At 40.7% G+C, this 17,263-nt stretch carries 18 protein-coding genes; 11 read left to right on the forward strand and 7 right to left on the reverse strand.

The features are described 5' to 3' along the window. The first annotated feature begins 176 nt into the window (after positions 1-176). Positions 177-1,499 (forward strand): NAD(P)/FAD-dependent oxidoreductase, encoded by a 1,323-nt coding sequence (locus SYN7502_RS09960; protein WP_015168705.1) that lies wholly within the window; start codon positions 177-179, stop codon positions 1,497-1,499. A 14-nt stretch (positions 1,500-1,513) separates the two neighbouring features. Here the strand turns inward: SYN7502_RS09960 and SYN7502_RS09965 are convergent, their stop codons facing one another. After that, entirely contained in the window at positions 1,514-2,137 is a 624-nt protein-coding gene (locus tag SYN7502_RS09965; RefSeq protein ID WP_015168706.1) for a flavin reductase family protein, read from the reverse strand. Between the two features lie 150 nt (positions 2,138-2,287). On the opposite strand from SYN7502_RS09965, the gene gnd reads away from it, so the two are divergent. Together gnd and speA are read left to right on the forward strand one after the other, a co-directional pair. Next, on the forward strand, positions 2,288-3,703 hold the full coding sequence (gene gnd, locus SYN7502_RS09970) for a decarboxylating NADP(+)-dependent phosphogluconate dehydrogenase (RefSeq protein ID WP_015168707.1): 1,416 nt from the start codon (positions 2,288-2,290) through the stop codon (positions 3,701-3,703). Positions 3,704-3,888: 185 nt separating this feature from the next. Beyond that, positions 3,889-5,826, forward strand: coding sequence for a biosynthetic arginine decarboxylase (gene speA, locus SYN7502_RS09975; RefSeq protein ID WP_015168708.1), 1,938 nt, complete (start codon positions 3,889-3,891; stop codon positions 5,824-5,826). 11 nt (positions 5,827-5,837) lie between these two features. Here speA and SYN7502_RS09980 read toward each other — a convergent pair whose 3' ends face one another. Then, on the reverse strand, positions 5,838-6,437 hold the full coding sequence (locus SYN7502_RS09980; protein WP_015168709.1) for a Crp/Fnr family transcriptional regulator: 600 nt from the start codon (positions 6,435-6,437) through the stop codon (positions 5,838-5,840). Positions 6,438-6,803: 366 nt separating this feature from the next. Here SYN7502_RS09980 and SYN7502_RS09985 point away from each other — a divergent pair, with 366 nt between their 5' ends. From SYN7502_RS09985 to ftsH, 5 genes are all read left to right on the forward strand, one after another. Next, positions 6,804-7,199, forward strand: coding sequence for a hypothetical protein (locus SYN7502_RS09985; RefSeq protein WP_015168710.1), 396 nt, complete (start codon positions 6,804-6,806; stop codon positions 7,197-7,199). 50 nt (positions 7,200-7,249) lie between these two features. Further along, positions 7,250-8,494, forward strand: coding sequence for an AmpG family muropeptide MFS transporter (locus SYN7502_RS09990; protein ID WP_015168711.1), 1,245 nt, complete (start codon positions 7,250-7,252; stop codon positions 8,492-8,494). Positions 8,495-8,562: 68 nt separating this feature from the next. Further along, positions 8,563-8,688, forward strand: coding sequence for a hypothetical protein (locus SYN7502_RS21170; protein ID WP_015168712.1), 126 nt, complete (start codon positions 8,563-8,565; stop codon positions 8,686-8,688). A gap of 502 nt (positions 8,689-9,190) precedes the next feature. Further along, a complete protein-coding gene (locus SYN7502_RS09995; protein WP_015168713.1) occupies positions 9,191-10,108 on the forward strand; it encodes a GGDEF domain-containing protein in 918 nt (305 codons plus the stop codon). Positions 10,109-10,438: 330 nt separating this feature from the next. Next, on the forward strand, positions 10,439-12,325 hold the full coding sequence (gene ftsH / locus SYN7502_RS10000; protein WP_015168714.1) for an ATP-dependent zinc metalloprotease FtsH: 1,887 nt from the start codon (positions 10,439-10,441) through the stop codon (positions 12,323-12,325). A gap of 160 nt (positions 12,326-12,485) precedes the next feature. On the opposite strand, the gene SYN7502_RS10005 is transcribed toward ftsH, so the two are convergent. Both SYN7502_RS10005 and SYN7502_RS10010 read right to left on the reverse strand, forming a co-directional pair. Then, positions 12,486-12,881, reverse strand: coding sequence for a LapA family protein (locus tag SYN7502_RS10005; protein ID WP_015168715.1), 396 nt, complete (start codon positions 12,879-12,881; stop codon positions 12,486-12,488). Then, positions 12,878-13,498, reverse strand: coding sequence for a flavin prenyltransferase UbiX (locus tag SYN7502_RS10010; protein ID WP_015168716.1), 621 nt, complete (start codon positions 13,496-13,498; stop codon positions 12,878-12,880). Before SYN7502_RS10010 ends, SYN7502_RS10005 begins: the two co-directional genes overlap by 4 nt. Before the next feature lie 185 nt (positions 13,499-13,683). Here SYN7502_RS10010 and hemB point away from each other — a divergent pair, with 185 nt between their 5' ends. From hemB to SYN7502_RS10025, 3 genes are read left to right on the forward strand one after another with little or no spacing between them, the layout of a single operon-like run. Beyond that, the gene (gene hemB / locus SYN7502_RS10015; protein ID WP_015168717.1) at positions 13,684-14,670 is read left to right on the forward strand and encodes a porphobilinogen synthase; all 987 of its coding nucleotides are present in this window, start codon (positions 13,684-13,686) and stop codon (positions 14,668-14,670) included. Positions 14,671-14,693: 23 nt separating this feature from the next. After that, entirely contained in the window at positions 14,694-15,371 is a 678-nt protein-coding gene (locus SYN7502_RS10020; RefSeq protein WP_015168718.1) for a pentapeptide repeat-containing protein, read from the forward strand. A 17-nt stretch (positions 15,372-15,388) separates the two neighbouring features. Beyond that, on the forward strand, positions 15,389-15,874 hold the full coding sequence (locus SYN7502_RS10025; protein ID WP_015168719.1) for a pentapeptide repeat-containing protein: 486 nt from the start codon (positions 15,389-15,391) through the stop codon (positions 15,872-15,874). A gap of 4 nt (positions 15,875-15,878) precedes the next feature. On the opposite strand, the gene SYN7502_RS10030 is transcribed toward SYN7502_RS10025, so the two are convergent. From SYN7502_RS10030 to SYN7502_RS10040, 3 genes are read right to left on the reverse strand one after another with little or no spacing between them, the layout of a single operon-like run. Continuing rightward, positions 15,879-16,463, reverse strand: a complete 585-nt coding sequence (locus SYN7502_RS10030) for a D-glycero-alpha-D-manno-heptose-1,7-bisphosphate 7-phosphatase (protein WP_015168720.1) — start codon at positions 16,461-16,463, stop codon at positions 15,879-15,881. A 49-nt stretch (positions 16,464-16,512) separates the two neighbouring features. After that, positions 16,513-16,851 (reverse strand): XisI protein, encoded by a 339-nt coding sequence (locus tag SYN7502_RS10035; protein ID WP_015168721.1) that lies wholly within the window; start codon positions 16,849-16,851, stop codon positions 16,513-16,515. Next, positions 16,836-17,255, reverse strand: coding sequence for a XisH family protein (locus SYN7502_RS10040; RefSeq protein WP_015168722.1), 420 nt, complete (start codon positions 17,253-17,255; stop codon positions 16,836-16,838). Before SYN7502_RS10040 ends, SYN7502_RS10035 begins: the two co-directional genes overlap by 16 nt. Positions 17,256-17,263 lie beyond the last annotated feature (8 nt).

Here is a 17,263-nt window from a genome sequence, read left to right on the forward strand (position 1 = left end):
GATTTAACAGGGGTTTGGGGCAAAGCCCCAAATGAGGGCGCAGCCCTCAAACTCCCTTCTACCAGCACTTTATAAATTTGAGTGTGTAAGTCCTAATAAATATCAAAGTAAATAGAGGTGGGGCAAATACAGAAGTGATGTAGTATAATTACCTAATAATTTTCTAGGTAAAGGCTGTGACCCAAAAACATATTGTGATCATCGGCGGCGGTTTCGGAGGTCTATACGCAGCCCAAAAATTACAAGGAATTGATGCTCGAATTACCCTAATTGATAAACGTAATTTCCATTTATTTCAGCCCCTTCTGTATCAAGTTGCCACTGGAGTTCTGTCACCTGCTGATATTGCCTCACCTTTACGGGGAGTACTGGCAAATCAAAAAAACACCACAGTCTTGATGGGAGAAGTTAAGGATATTGATCCCGACTCCAAGAAAATCTATGTAAGTGGTGGTGAAGAAATTGACTATGATTATGCGATCGTGGCAACGGGAGTCAGTCATCACTATTTTGGCAACGATCATTGGTCACAATGGGCACCTGGACTGAAAACCGTAGAAGATGCTATTAATATTCGGCGGCGTATTTTAGATGCCTTTGAAACTGCGGAAAAAGAAACCGATCCAGAAAAGCGTAAAGCTCTACTCACTTTTGTCGTCATTGGCGGAGGCCCCACTGGAGTTGAATTAGCAGGGGCGATCGGGGAGTTAGCAAATCATACTCTCCATGATGAATTTAGCAATATCAATACTACGGAAGCAGAAATTCTATTGTTAGAAGGGTTTGAGCGGATATTACCTCCCTATGCTCCAGACTTATCTGCCTCTGCCACCGATGCTTTAACGAAATTAGGTGTAACCGTTAAAACAGGAGCGATTGTTACTAATATTCATGACCATGTAGTTACTTTCCGTTGTGGCGATCGCACAGAAGAAGTTACAGCACAAACTATTCTATGGGCAGCAGGGGTCAAAGCTTCCGCCTTAGGGGAAATTCTGGCAAAACGGGCGGATGCACCTCTTGATCGAGTTGGTAGAGTTATGGTTTCACCAGATTTATCCGTACCTAATCATCCCAGCTTATTTGTGATAGGCGACTTGGCTCACTACGCCCATCAAGATGAAGGTAAGCCCTTACCTGGGGTAGCACCCGTTGCCATGCAGCAGGGAGAATTCATTGCCAAATTACTTAAAGCCCAAATCCGCAACTTACCTTTACCCCAATTCCGTTATGTAGATCGTGGTAGCTTAGCAGTAATCGGCAGAAATGCTGCGGTAGTGGATTTACGGTTTATGAAGCTCACAGGTATGCCGGCTTGGTTAATTTGGACTTTTCTCCATATTTTTTACCTAGTGGAATTTGATAACCAATTAGTAGTAATGGTGCAATGGGCTTTTAATTACTTCACCCGCAAACGTGGGGCTAGAATCATTACTACCAAGTACTCTCAGCAGGTCACAATTCCTGAAGTTTCGATTCCTGAAGTATCAACCACCTAATTTATTCTAAAAATTTATAATCCAGACTCTTTTTGCCATTGTTCATAGGAAATACGCGGAAGTTCAAAGCGATCGCTTGTTCGGCAATAGTAAGCAGGAGAACCCATTCTACCAATAGGTGCAAATCCATTAATATGGTAGCGATCGCCGAGTAAATTATCATCAACGTGAAACATGACAACCTGCCCAATAATAAGCGTATAAATACCAAGGGGCTGATGGCTGTGAAGCACACATTCTAGGCTGGCTTGTGCCTCTGCCACTCTAGGTACTTTAATCTGCTTTGAATCCGCTCCATGTAGCCCAATAGCCGTGAGTTCACTTTCTGCCTCAGGAAAATTAGCAGCAGAAATATTCATAGCATTTAACAGGTCTTCATTTACTAGATTAACCACAAACTCATGATTGTCAAGAATATTTTTACCTGTATCCTTGATGCTGCCATCATCTTTATTTCCAACACTGATAATGAGGTATAAGGGATTACTACCTATGGCGTTAAAAAAGCTAAATGGTGCCAGATTGATTACTCCTTTTGAATTTTGTGTAGTTACCCAAGCGATCGGTCGCGGCACAATAATATTGGTTAAAAGTTTGTAACTATCTGAAGCAGAAATGGATTTTGGATCAATGTGCATAGCGATATAAACACTTTAGGGTCACTTTTGGGTAGGCATCTTGAGTATAAGCCTATTGAATTATTAATTAAATAGTTTGGCTCTGAGGGGATCAATTTAGCTCAGGTTAATCTATCTAGTACATATCAAGAAATAAAGTAACCTGTGCATATGTCAAAACAAAGCTTTGGGCTAATTGGTCTAGCCGTTATGGGCGAAAATCTTGCCCTAAATATTGAACGTAATGGTTTTTCGATCGCTGTCTATAACCGCAGTCGGGAAAAGACAGATACATTTATGGCAACAAGGGCTGCTGGCAAAAACTTTAAAGCCACCTTCAGTATTCCTGAGTTTGTCGAGTCCTTGGAAAGCCCACGCAAAATTTTGATCATGGTTAAAGCAGGTGCGCCTGTGGATGCGGTGATTTCCGAGCTTAAGCCTTTACTCGATGAAGGTGACATTATTATTGATGGGGGCAACTCCCTATTTACCGATACCGATCGCCGTACCATTGAGCTAGAAAAGGATAATCTCCAATTTATTGGCATGGGGGTTAGCGGTGGTGAAGAAGGAGCCTTAAATGGTCCCAGTATGATGCCGGGTGGGCAAAAAACCGCCTATGCCGAGATTGAACCAATTGTGACCAAGATTGCGGCACAAGTTGATGATGGTGCCTGTGTTACCTACATTGGACCAGGTAGTGCAGGACATTACGTCAAAATGGTACATAATGGCATTGAATACGGGGATATGCAGCTAATCGCCGAGGCTTACGACTTACTTAAAACTGGATTAGGACTAGGAGCGCAAGAACTCCATGACACCTTTGTAGCGTGGAATTCTACGGAGTTGGAATCTTTTTTAATTGAGATTACTGCGGATATTTTCACCAAAATTGATGAGGAAACAGGCGAACCCCTAGTCGAAAAGATTTTAGATAAGGCGGGACAAAAGGGAACGGGTAAGTGGACTGTGGAAAGTGCGTTTGATCTGGGTGTGCCAATTCCGACGATGATTGCTGCTGTTACCGCAAGGGTTGCTTCTTCCTATAAAGATGAACGCATAGCTGCTTCCAAAATTCTAGGGAATGCCACGGGAAGCTATACAGGCGATCGCACCGAATTTATTAATGCGGTTAGGGATGCTTTGTACTGTTCCAAGATTTGTTCCTATGCCCAAGGGATGGCTTTACTGGCTGCCGCTTCTAAGGCATATAACTATAATCTCAACTTAGCGGAAATCTCGCGGATATGGAAAGGTGGATGTATTATTCGGGCGGGCTTTTTAGATAAAATCAAGAATGCCTACCTGCGTAATCCTGAACTAAAAAACCTACTTGTTGATCCAGACTTTACCCAAACCATTATAACTAAGGAACGGTCCTGGCGTTTGGTGGTGCAAGCTGCGGCTCAACTGGGAATTGCTGTTCCTGCCTTTAGTGCTTCCCTCAGTTATTTTGATAGCTACCGCCGCGATCGCCTCCCGCAAAACCTAACTCAGGCACAACGGGATTACTTTGGGGCGCATACCTACGAGCGGATTGACAAGCCTGCGGGTGAATTTTTCCATACTGAATGGACTAAATAAGAATTCACTGCTAGATAGCCCGATATATATTGCCACTGTATATGTACCTGATTCTCAAGGTTTATAGAGGTGGCTTTTATTATGCTTAGGTTAAAGCTCAAGGGCTGCAAAGACTTCTGCGAAAGCTCAGTAATCAAATAGGTTAATATTTAGAAGCTAAATTTATAGCTAAACTTAAAATTGCAATGGCACAAGAAACTACATTACCTATCTTGGTTAAGAATCTGACTGAGTTAAAAACATGGACAATTCAAAATAGTGAAGAACTCTATCGGATTAATGGCTGGGGTGAACCTTACTTTAGTATTAACGAAGCAGGTCATGTTACGGTTTCTCCCAAGGGCGATCGCGGTGGTTGCATAGATTTATTTGATTTAATTAATGATCTCAAGGAAAGAAATTTACGGCTACCGATTTTATTGCGGTTTTCAGATATTCTGGCGGATCGGATTGAACGGTTAAATGCTTGTTTTGCCAAAGCGATCGCCCGCTATAACTACAATGGCGTGTACAGAGGTGTATATCCAGTTAAGGTCAACCAACAACGACAGTTAGTCGAAGAATTAGTTAACTATGGCAAGTCCTTTCAATTTGGATTAGAAGCGGGCTCTAAGCCTGAACTCCTAATTGCCTTGGCAACGCTCAAAACTCCCGGGGCATTACTAATTTGCAATGGTTATAAGGATTTAGAATATGTCGAGACGGCAATATTGGCACGCAGGTTAGGGCAAACTCCAATTATTGTCCTAGAACAACTTGAAGAAGTGGATTTAGTAATCAAAGCTGCCAAAAATCTCAACATTCAACCAATTTTAGGAGTAAGGGCAAAATTAAGTTCCAAGGGGATTGGGCGGTGGGCAGATTCCGCAGGCGATCGCGCCAAATTTGGTCTGAATATGTGGGAAATTTTAGAGGTACTGGAAAAACTCAAAGCCGCAGATTTATTAGGTTCACTACAACTTTTGCATTTTCATATCGGATCGCAAATTAGTTCCATCGGCGTAATTAAGGATGCTCTGCGGGAAGCTTCGCAAATTTTTGTGCAGCTATCAAAAAGTGGGGCTGACATGAAGTATATAGATGTGGGTGGTGGTTTAGGTGTGGACTATGACGGTTCTAAAACCAATTTCTACGCCTCCAAAAACTACAATATGCAGAACTATGCCTATGATGTAGTCGCCGAGATCAAAGAAGCCTGTGCCGAAAATCATATTCCGATGCCAACTTTAGTCAGTGAGAGTGGTCGGGCGATCGCATCCCATCAATCAGTTTTAATCTTTGATGTTTTGAATGTGAGTGGGATTCCTAGTCATGATATTCCGCCTTTAGAGGAAGGAGAACATTTAATTATTCGCAATCTGTTTGAAACCCTAGAGCAGATTAATGTTGATACCTACCAAGAGGCTTATCATGATGCTACCCAATTTAAAGAAGAGGCAGTAAGTTTATTCTCTTTTGGTTATTTAAATTTATCCCAACGGGCAAGGGTAGAAAGGTTGTATTGGGAGGCTTGCGATCGCATCTTAAAAATTGTGCGTCAACAAAACTATGTCCCCGATGATCTGGAAGACCTAGAAAAAATCATGGCAACTACCTATTACTGTAATTTTTCTGTATTTCAATCTGCCCCTGATAGCTGGGCGATCGATCAGTTATTTCCGATTATGCCCATTCATCGCCTTAATGAAGAACCCACCTGTCGAGGCACGATCGCCGATCTAACCTGTGATAGTGATGGCAAAATTGATAAGTTTATTGATCTTAGAGATGTCAAATCTGTTTTAGAGCTACATCCATTTGATCCCAACCAGCCTTACTTTTTAGGATTATTTTTAGGCGGTGCTTACCAGGAAATTTTAGGCGATCTCCATAACCTTTTTGGTGATACCGATGCCGTACATATTCACGTTACCCCCAACGGCTACCAAGTTGAACATGTGATTAAAGGTGACACTATGACTGAAGTACTGGAGTATGTTCAATACAGTCGAGATGGATTGCTAGAAAGTATGCGCCGTGAAACTGAAAAAGCCTTACAAGCGAAAACCATTACCCTGGAAGAAGCACGATTACTTTTACAAAAATACGATCATAGCTTGAGTGGGTACACTTACTTAAGTTAGCTTTGAGTTAGCTAAATTTCATAGTGCCAAACATCTTCACGATCAGCCATAATCACCATAAAATGCTGATGTCTTTGAATCAAACCTTGACGTTCAAAGTTATTTAAGATTCTTGTCATCGTGACTCTGGTTGTACCAATAATTTCTGCTAATTCTTGATGTGTAAGCCGTAGATTAATTTGTTGTCCGTACTTTTCTTCAGAGTCAAATTCGGTTCCGAATCTTTTTGCCAGCCAGTTCAACATGTGCATTACCGCTAATTCCGTCTGACGGCAGAGAATAATCTTGATAAATTCCTCGTTACGCTGCATTTGGAGGATTAACTCTTTCGTATATCGAGGTAATAGCTCTTCGGAAAGAACCTTTAGCCTCACTTCTGTTAAGCATTCAATTTGGTAGGGCTGAGTGGTCGATAAAGCTGCACCAATTAAATCACCCTCTCCCCAAATACCAAGGGTAGCCACATTCCCATCTTCAAAGTAAGTGGTAGTACGCACAACTCCCGATTCTATCTGCCAAAGTCCATTTACAGGAATTAGAGATCGCCGCGTAAACTTATGGCTGATATTTCCAGCAAGTTTTAAACCTACTTTAGTTGAAGTAATAGTCATGGCTTTGATAAACAAAAAGTTGGAGGTATATCATAGTACGATATTTACTGTGCATTATAGTAGTTTTGATTTCGGTTCTTTTAAACACAGTTTTGAACTTGGTTTTAAAAATATTCAGGATAATCCGCACCCCATAACCAATACATAACAAATAAAAGCAGTCTAAAATTTAGCAATTCACTAATTCCTGGGACAGCTAAAATCTTGGAATCTTGTTCAGCTATGCCATAGCAGTTTTCTGCAAAATTAAAAAGGTACTGTAAAAATTAATGCAAAGGAGTTAGCTTTTAATCCTAGAAGCTTGATAAAGTTAAGTTATATTAATACCCACAAAATTCATTAAATTAAAAACTAACTACAAACCTAATGGAATCATCTTCTATCGTCTATTACGTCTCCATGAATCCACCCTATTTTTTGTTTGGTGCCTCTCTAGTCGCAGCTTTAGCAGCAGGGAAAGCCTTTGAAGCAACTTTACGAGAATTAGTACAACAATGGGCAAAAAATCGATCCTCTCGCACTTTCTTGAATTTAAGAGGTTTTTCAATTCAAATTCCATACCTCGCCATTACCATTAGCGTTGGGGTATTTTTGTCCTGTGGCTTAGAAATTTTTGGATTCCCTCCTGAATTGGCTTATCCAGTTTCCATAACCCTAACAATTTTTAGTGCGCTATTTGTATGGAGACAACTAGGAACTTTATTAGTAGAGCTAGAAAGGGGTGGCTCCGCAGCTATGGATTTAGATATGTTTGATATTTAGTCTGATATTTAATTATTTAGAGAATCTATTGGGGCTTTTGTTTAGCTAACATGGAATTTATTGCCGTTCTCAAAAGTCGAAAATTACTATCTCTATTATTTTTAGGCTTCGCATCGGGCTTACCCTTATTTCTAACTAGTCGTACTCTCCAAGTTTGGCTTACGGAAGCGGGGGTTGATTTAGGGGTAATTGGTTGGTTGAGCTTGGTGAGATTACCTTATACCCTCAAGTTTCTATGGTCACCATTTTTAGATCGCTTTGTGCCGCCATTTTTAGGACGCAGGAGGGGCTGGCTAGTTTTAACCCAAATTGGTTTGATGATAGCGATCGCCTGCATGGCATTTCAGAATCCCAAACAAGCTTTAAATATATTGGCGATTAATGCGTTGATCATTGCATTTTTAAGTGCTACGCAAGATATTGCTGGGGATGCTTATCGCACCGATGTTTTAGAGACTGCGGAACTGGGTTTAGGAGCTTCTACTTGGATTCTAGGCTATCGGGTTGCCATTTTAACCACAAGCTCGGTGGCATTGGTGCTGGCAGATTATTTACCGTGGTCAGTAATTTATTTACTCATGGCGGTATTAATGGGCGTGGGCATTATTGCGGCATTTTTTGCTCCTGAACCTATTGATCAAGAGCGATCGCCTGATTCCTTAATTGATGCTATTTATTTACCTTTTCAAGAATTTTTCCAACGTAAGGGCATAATCTTTGGCATAGTGATTCTTGCCTTTATCTTGCTCTTCAAATTTGGGGATTCTTTACTAGGTAATATGGCAACCCCATTTTTAGTAGATATTGGCTTTAGTAAAAAAGTGATTGGCACCGTACAAGGGGGTTGGGGATTTGTAGCAACTACGGTTGGGGTAGTTTTAGGTGGGGCAGTTTTAACTAAAATTGGACTTAATCGAGCTTTATGGGTCGTGGGAATCTGCCAAGCATTAAGTAATTTAAGCTATTTGGGCTTGTCCCTAGTAGGAAAAAGCGAGACGGCATTATTAATCGTTGTCAGTATTGAAAATATTTGTGCGGGTATGGTGGCATCGGTATTTGTGGCGTACTTGATGAGTCTATGTAACCAAAAGTTTTCCGCCACTCAATTTGCCTTACTCTCTAGTTTAATGGCGGCAGGTAATGATATTCTCTCCGCCCCTGCGGGTGAGTTGGCAAAGATTTTAGGTTGGTCAAACTTTTTTGCAAGTACGATCGCCCTATCTGTTCCGGGAATGCTATTACTATTTTTTGTAGCTCCTTGGTCGCAGCGATCGCTAAGGCAATCTGAAGAATAACGCTAAAAGGAAGGAAAAAGGAAAAACTTTAAAGTAGAAATTACCTTCAAGAATTAGGAGATTAGCCCATGACCATCTACGAAGCCACCATTACAAAACCACAAAAATTGCCTGAATCTTTAGTTCAGAAATTCAATCAATTTATCGAATCCTTAACTAGAGACTGTAAATTAGATTGGGTAAATCGTAATTGATTGAGCCAATTTGTGGAATTTTCTTCAGATAACAAAGCATCTAACTATTCTGAACCACAAGAATTATTTCATCCTTTAATTAATTGGCGTAATTGGCGATTAATTAACTCTAATTAGCAATCGCAACTGTGTTGATCTTGAGTAACCTAGAGCCGAGATTTTATCATGGACAAGAAATCCCCGCCCGTAATCGCTCGTCAATTTAATCTTTTCTTAGGGAAAGATTATAGTATCAGGGAGGATAGGGAGGAGGAAGGTAATTAAAAATCCTAAAACCTTTAATTAAATCTGATTAGCGATCGCCACACCCCAACTCCAGAAATCTTTAGTACCCTAATCATGGCTTACGGTAAAGATTTATCATGTCTTTATACAATTCATTCAAGTTGTACTTTGCTCAAATAGGCTTTACATGACCAAAATGACATACTGATAGTTATAGATAGGATTGAGTAATAATCTCACCAGATCTACTTTAATTTTATTACTGTGGAAAAATATTATGGAAAATGAAATTAAAGATAATTCAAGTGCAGCCGTTGATTCATCAAGTACCAAAACAATTCCTCTTAAAAATCTACTCCAGCAAAACGAAGAGATTAAAGAAAATGTAGAGGAATCGGCGGATCAACTTAGTTCAGTAAATGCAGTTCTCACAAATGATGATAAAGTTATCCCCCCATTTCCAAGTATTGAAGAGGTAATTGCTCAAAACGAAGAAGCTGAGAGAAAGGTAACAAAAGCGGCGGAAGATCTGGAGCAGGTTAATACCCAACTCGCCCAGCAAGTAGCTAAGAGCATCGAAATGGAGTCTAAACTGATGCAAACGAAGCAAGATATATTTGAGTTGCGTAACGATTTATCAAAATCCCAAGCAAAAGAGAAAGATGCACTACATATCGCACTTCATGATCCATTAACGGGGCTTCCAAACCGTTTGTTATTGGAACAGCGTCTCGATCATGGATTGATTCAATCAAGACGGCATGGTTGGAAACTTGGGCTTATGTTCATTGATTTAGATAAATTTAAGAATATTAATGACTCTTATGGTCATGATATTGGCGATCAGGTGTTGATCACTGTGGCAAAACGGTTACAAGATTTTGTGCGTGGTGAAGATATCGTTAGTCGATGGGGAGGTGATGAGTTTATCTGCGTCCTCTTGAATATTAAGCTAGAAGATGAAGTAATTAACCTTGCCCACAAAATGGTTGCTCGGATTTCTGAAGACTGTGATTTTAATGGAACTATTGTTCCTATAAGTGCCACTATTGGGATTGCCATCTGCCCTAGAGATGGAGAAACGGCTGACATCCTTTTTAAACAGGTGGATAGAGCTATGTATAAATCAAAAGGAACGAACAAGAGTGTGATGCTATTTAGTGAATCTATTTTGGATATTTCTGGTGTGAAATAGATATTAGTAACTTACCTTGTGGAGTAACAATGGGATAGGTATATAAATATAAAACTTCTTGCCCCATACAGTGACTACCCAATTTGTTCAGTTGGTAAAACGACTGCCACAGGGCTATATTGTTTTTATAGTTGTTAAATGTTAGTGTCAACTGCAGTGGATTCATTTAGCAAAATTCTGATCGTAGGTAAGAAATTCTTGGCGGTAATTACTCATAATCTATACATTGATCTACTAGACCTTAAAAAGTAAAGATGAATTTTCCATTCTTGGTTTACATAGTTGATAATTAAGTTAAGTTTAATTAAGCAATTATTAACAGAGTTAAGTATGAAACAATCGTGGAAAACTTTTTTACTATGGTCGCTCCCCATATTAGCGATCGCATTTTTTGCCTATCAGAGCTTTTTTGCCCGTCCTGCGGTACCGCAAATGAGTGTTAATGCTGCTAATACTCGTATTAGTTATGGCAGATTCTTAGGATATTTAGATGCTCACCGTGTCCGCAAGGTGGATATTTACGAGGGTGGGCGCACTGCCATTATTGTCGCAACCGACCCCCAATTAGAAAATCGGGAACAAAGAGCGAGGGTTGATTTACCAGCCTATGCCCCCGAACTAATGACCAAGCTCAAAGAAAGTGGCGTGGACTTGGCTGTGTATCCGCCCAGTAATAACACCCAGATTTGGGGATTTTTAAGTAACTTAATTTTTCCCATAGCTTTAGTCGCTGGTTTATTTTTCCTATTTCGTCGCTCTAGCCAGATGGGTGGACCTGGGCAGGCTATGGATTTTGGTAAGTCTAAAGCCAGATTTTCCATGGATGCTAAAACGGGTGTACTTTTTGATGATGTGGCGGGTATTGAAGAGGCAAAAGAAGAACTACAGGAAGTCGTAACTTTTTTAAAAAAGCCCGAACGCTTTACGGCTGTGGGTGCCAAAATTCCTAAAGGGGTATTATTAATTGGACCGCCCGGTACTGGTAAAACCCTCTTAGCAAAAGCGATCGCTGGAGAAGCAGGCGTACCATTTTTCTCCGTATCTGGCTCAGAGTTTGTCGAAATGTTTGTGGGTGTGGGAGCTTCCCGTGTCCGTGATCTATTCAAAAAGGCAAAGGAAAACGCCCCCTGTATCATCTTTATTGATGAAATTGATGCTGTCGGTCGCCAAAGAGGTACGGGCATTGGCGGTGGTAATGATGAACGGGAGCAAACCCTTAACCAAATCTTGACGGAAATGGATGGCTTTGAGGGTAACACTGGCGTAATTGTAATTGCCGCAACTAACCGCCCTGATGTTTTAGATTCGGCACTATTACGTCCGGGTCGTTTTGATCGCCAAATTTCCGTTGATCCTCCAGATATTAAAGGTCGTTTACAGGTATTAGGTGTCCATGCTAAAGGTAAAAAGATTGCCTCGGATATTTCCCTAGAAGCGATCGCCCGCCGTACCCCCGGATTTAGTGGAGCCGATTTGGCTAATCTTTTAAATGAAGCGGCAATTCTCACTGCCCGTCGCCGTAAAGATGCGATGACTATGCTAGAAATTGATGATGCTGTGGATCGGGTAATTGCAGGACTAGAGGGTAAAGCCTTAGTTGATAGTAGAAATAAACGCCTAATTGCCTACCATGAAGTTGGTCATGCGATCGTGGGTACTTTAATCAAAGATCATGACCCAGTGCAGAAGGTGACTTTAATTCCTAGAGGACAAGCGGCTGGTTTAACATGGTTTACGCCTTCCGATGAGCAATCCCTAATCTCTCGCTCTCAGATTATCGCCAGAATTACGGGGGCATTAGGTGGTCGTGCGGCAGAAGAAGTAGTATTTGGTAATGATGAAGTGACAACGGGTGCAGGTAATGATCTGCAACAGGTTACTAATATTGCTAGGCAAATGGTCACTCGGTTTGGGATGTCCACTATGGGTTCAATGTCGATGGAGGCTCCGAATGCGGAAGTATTTTTAGGTAGGGATTTAGTATCTCGCTCAGAATATTCCGAAGATAGTGCTGCCAAAATTGATCGACAAGTGCGGGCGATCGTCCAGAGTTGTTATCAAACTGCTCTAAAAATCATGGAAGATAACCGTGAGGCAATTGATCGAATTGTAGATATTTTGATTGATAAAGAAACCCTAAGTGGTGACGATTTTAGGCAGATAGTTGCCGAATATACGGTCGTTCCTGAAAAAGAAAGATATATACCTCAGCTTTAGGTTATATCTTGCTAATTAACTGCTGAAATTTAGCTAATTTAGGTTACTTAGTAATTAAATACTATTAATAAGGGTGTGGGATTTTTCTCCATCCTTTTTTTGTAGCTTTTTATGATTTTTGACAATTTAGATTAAATCGGGAAAATTCTGGCTCACGACTTTATCGATCTATATATTTCACATCAATCACATCATCATCGTCGTCATATTGATCTTTATCGTAAACAGAATCAACATAATTAGACTTATAGGCTGAGGGTTTAGGTTTTTGCGGGTTTGGTAATGGCTCTGGTGGGAATTCTTCGTCAGTTTCTATTTCTTCCTCTTTGGGGCTAAGCCAAAATCCAATGAGGTTAACAATAAATGCCGAGATACCGCCAATCAGAAAAGCTGCCAAAATTGCTAGGCTTAAAGGGATCGGAATAGTGAATTTACCAAGAAAATAAATTGTGACTAGGGGTTGCAAATTTTGAAATACAAGAATAAGGGTACAGGCGATCGCTATAATCCATACCACCAAATTCACCAAATTAAATATGCGGTTCTGCTCGTTCATGTGCATGTCCAACGTTTGATTAAGTCAGAGTCAATATCCAGTTGATCAAATACCCTTGCCACTACAAAATCAACCAGATCATTAATAGTTTGCGGTTGATGATACCACGCAGGAATCGCAGGAACAATTCTGGCACCCGCCTCCGCTAAAGCAGTTAAGTTGCGTAAATGAATTAGGCTTAAAGGGGTTTCCCGTGGGACGATAATTAGCTTTCGACCTTCTTTGAGGTGGACATCGGCGGCTCGTTCTAATAGATCGGAACTAATACCTTGGGCAATTTTAGCTACCGTTGCCATACTACAGGGAATTACCACCATACCCAAAGTCTGAAATGACCCACTAGCAATATTTGCCGCTATATCTCCCCAAGCATGACAAGTTAGATGACCTCCTGTTTCTTGGCATTGCGATCGCCAAAATTGTTCCTGTTGTTTAGGGTTGCTAGGCATTTTTCCCTCCGTAATATTCTCAGAATTCCAGACAGATATTGCACCCTTAGATACTACTAGCTCAACTGTATAGCCTGCTGAAAGTAAAAACTTTAGGGATCGCACCGCATAGATCATGCCCGATGCACCTGAAACTCCTACGGCGATCGTTTTATTACTCTCTGACATCTAATTTTTTCTAAATTTTCCTAAATATTTAAGTTTTTTTGAATTTTTGCCATAGATTTCTATAGCTATATTGCAATCTTAAGCCTGCCGTATAGGTTTTGGTATAATAAATTACCCAAAATCGAATCTTTTTCGTTTTTATCTGAAAAATTTACTGAAACACTTAAATACTTAAATATAAGTAAATGCTACAAGTTAACCGTCCCCGCCGCCTCCGCCGTAATCCAGCCATTCGTCGCCTAGTCAGTGAAACAACTTTAACCGTCAATGATTTCATCTATCCTCTGTTTGTAATGGAAGGTGAAAATACCAAAGTTGAAGTATCATCTATGCCCGGATGCTATCGCTACACCCTAGATTTATTATTAAAAGAAATTGCTGAAGTCTATGCCCTCGGCATCAATGCGATCGCCCTATTTCCCGTCGTACCCAATGAGAAAAAAGATGACGGTGGTACTGAAAGCTATAACCCCAATGGGCTAATTCAGAAAACTGTAAGCGCAATCAAGCAGGCAATTCCCGATATTTTAGTCATTACGGATGTCGCCCTTGACCCATTTACGACCCACGGACATGATGGCTTAGTTGATGAGAATGGCATTATTGTTAATGACCCCACCGTTGAAGTTTTGGTTAAAATGTCTTTGTCTCAAGCTGTGGCTGGGGCAGATATGGTTGCGCCCTCAGATATGATGGATGGAAGAATTGGGGCAATTAGAGATGCTTTAGATGCCGACGGATTTGAGGATGTGGCTATTCTTGCCTATTCTGCTAAGTATGCTTCTGCCTATTATGGTCCATTCCGAGATGCTCTGGAATCCGCACCTAAGTCGGGAGATAAGAAAACCTATCAAATGGACCCAGCCAATAGCCGTGAGGCATTAAAAGAAGTTTATTTAGATATTGCTGAAGGAGCAGATATTGTTATGGTGAAGCCCGCTTTAGCTTACTTGGATATTATTGCCAAAGTTAAAGATGCTACGGATTTACCTGTAGCTGCCTACAATGTTAGTGGGGAGTATGCCATGATCAAAGCCGCCGCCGAACGAGGTTGGATTGATGGCGAAAAGGTCATGCTAGAGACCCTTACCAGTATGAAGCGGGCAGGTGCAGATATAATTTTGACCTACTTTGCGAAAGAGGCAGCCCAGATTTTGCAAAAGCGTCCTTAAAAATTACCAAGAGTAAAAAATCTATGGATGCCAATCAACTGTTAGAAAGCTATGAATCTGGAGATAGAGACTTCAGCCGTTCTAAGTTACGGGATGTCAATCTTACGGGGGCTAGCTTAAACGAGATTAGCCTAATTGAAGCAGATTTAGGTTCAGCTAATTTAGAGCTAATTCGGTTGATTGGGGCAGAACTTAACTTATCAAACTTAAATAATGCCAATCTCAATGGTTCAGACCTATGCCAAGCCAACCTCAATGGTGCCAGTTTAAATAAGGCTACTTTAACGGGAACTAATTTAAGCGAGGCTATATTAATAGAGGCAAATCTAAGTGAAGCAATCTTAATTGAGGCAGATTTATCTGAGGCGTTTTTAACGAATGCTAATTTGACCCATGCTGATCTGAGGGGTGCTAATTTAACCAAGGCTTTCTTACGCGGGGCAATTTTAAGCGGTGCCAATTTGGTAGGGGTAAATTTAACTGATGCCGATTTAACAAGGGCAAATTTAAGTGATGCCGATCTAACCGATGCTAACTTGAGTGGAGCTAATCTGACAGAAGCAAAGCTCAATTGGGCAAATATCTGTCGAGTCAAGCTAGGGGGAGCGAATTTAGTGGGGGCATATCTAGCGACTGCAAAAAATATTGAGACTGTGGAATTGAATGATGTAAGTAATATTGCAATTAGTGAAATTGTCTAAAAATAACTAAAAACCACATGAAAACCTTTCTAGTATTAGCGATCGCTCTGGTTTTATATTTTCCGATTTTATGTTTTTCTCCCGTTGCCTCTGCTACGCCGCTATCTTTTAGTCATGGTGCGCTTAAGGGGCGAGATTTTTCGGGTCAAGAATTGCGGGGTTCAGGGTTTGCCAATGCCAATATGGAAAATGCTAACTTTGAGAGAGCAGATTTACGGGGTGCGGTCTTCAGTGCTTCAATTTTACGCAATGCTAATTTAAGGGCGGCAAACTTTACTACGGGAATGCTGGATCAAATAGATTTTGCCAATGCCGACTTAACTGATGCCATTTTAGTTGATACTTTGCTATTGCGGAGTACCTTTGATTTTGCCAAGATTGATGGGGCAGATTTTACCGATGCTTTGCTAGATGGGGCGCAGATTAAGTGGTTATGTAGTAAAGCAAAAGGAACTAACCCATTTACAGGAGTTAGTACGAGGGAATCCTTGGGTTGTGATTAGAACTTCAAATTTGGCTGAGTATCCACTCTACAGCCTTGGGTAAATGATCGGCAGTGTAGTCTGGTTGCACGGGATGTTGATAGTCTCCTGCTAATACTTTTGTCCCAAAGCCACTTTTCACTAAAATTCCTTTGCAGCCTGCGTTATTTGCCAGATCAATATCTGTGGCTTTATCCCCCACCATAAAACTGCGCTTTAAGTCCAAGTCATGTTGCCATGCTGCCGCAACTAGCATTCCCGTATTCGGTTTGCGCCAAGTTGACCAGTAGTTCAAACTAGGATTTATTCCACCTTCAGGTTGGCTGAGGCTAGGACAGTAATACATGGCATTAAGATATGCCCCTGCTTCAGATTGGAGGAGATATTGTAAGCGTTGATGTAAAGCCTCGATATGCTCTAGGGCATAATAACCACGGGCGGCTCCTGCTTGATTGGAAACTAGACAGCAAAATAGATTGTGATCATTGAGTGATCGCACAGCTTGAGCCACACCATCGATAAGTACTAAATCCTCAAGATTATGAATGTATCCAGCTTCTTGATTTAATACGCCATCGCGATCGAGAAAAACACAGGGTTTAAGAGGCATTATGATTAAGTCTTTTAAAGTAAATTTCCCACACAGATAAAATCTTAATTTAGAAAACAGCAAACTCGGTAAGTTCCCGACGCTCAATCGGCTTAAAGCCCAGTACGATCTGATGTTTGGGTATGCCAAAAGCAATTAAATCATCTGCAATTCCTGCTTCCGTTCCATCCTGCTGAATCCAAAGTTTATTGTTGATAATATCTATATGTATTAGCGTTCCATAAATGCGGCGACCATTTTCCCATCCCAGTTCAATGAGTAGATACCGATCATGATCTTTATCTATCACTGCCTCTAAGTGAATATCCTCAGTTTCGCCCAAAAAATTTATGTAATCATTAAAAACTTTCTGGATCGCAATTTGAAAATTTGTTAAGGGGAAATCCATTGTGTAATAACCTCTGCTTTAGGATTAAATGTAACTAGTCGGATCAGCTTATCTTCGAGTAAAATTTGACCTGCTTCTTCCTCAAATATTGACTTATAGACTGCATCAGCAACTGCCAAATAAAGCTTTCTATCAGGTTCGTATCGAATTAACAATCGTTCGTAAAGAATGAATTGACCGAGTGCATCTTCTAAATCTTTTATATCTGATGCCTGAGTAAAACTTTTGATTTCAACAGCAATTTTTTCTGATCCCCGATTTGCAGCAATTAAACGCTCAGCACCTAAATCTACAAATAAGTTTTTCCGTGTTAACCGAATCCGCAAAGGATCATGGGTAATGTCCCAATTTGATTTGATTAGGGCATTCTTTACACAATCATGATAAATATCCTTAGCGGGCATTCTAACTA

The organism is Synechococcus sp. PCC 7502 (assembly GCF_000317085.1).
GTDB lineage: Bacteria > Cyanobacteriota > Cyanobacteriia > Pseudanabaenales > Pseudanabaenaceae > PCC-7502.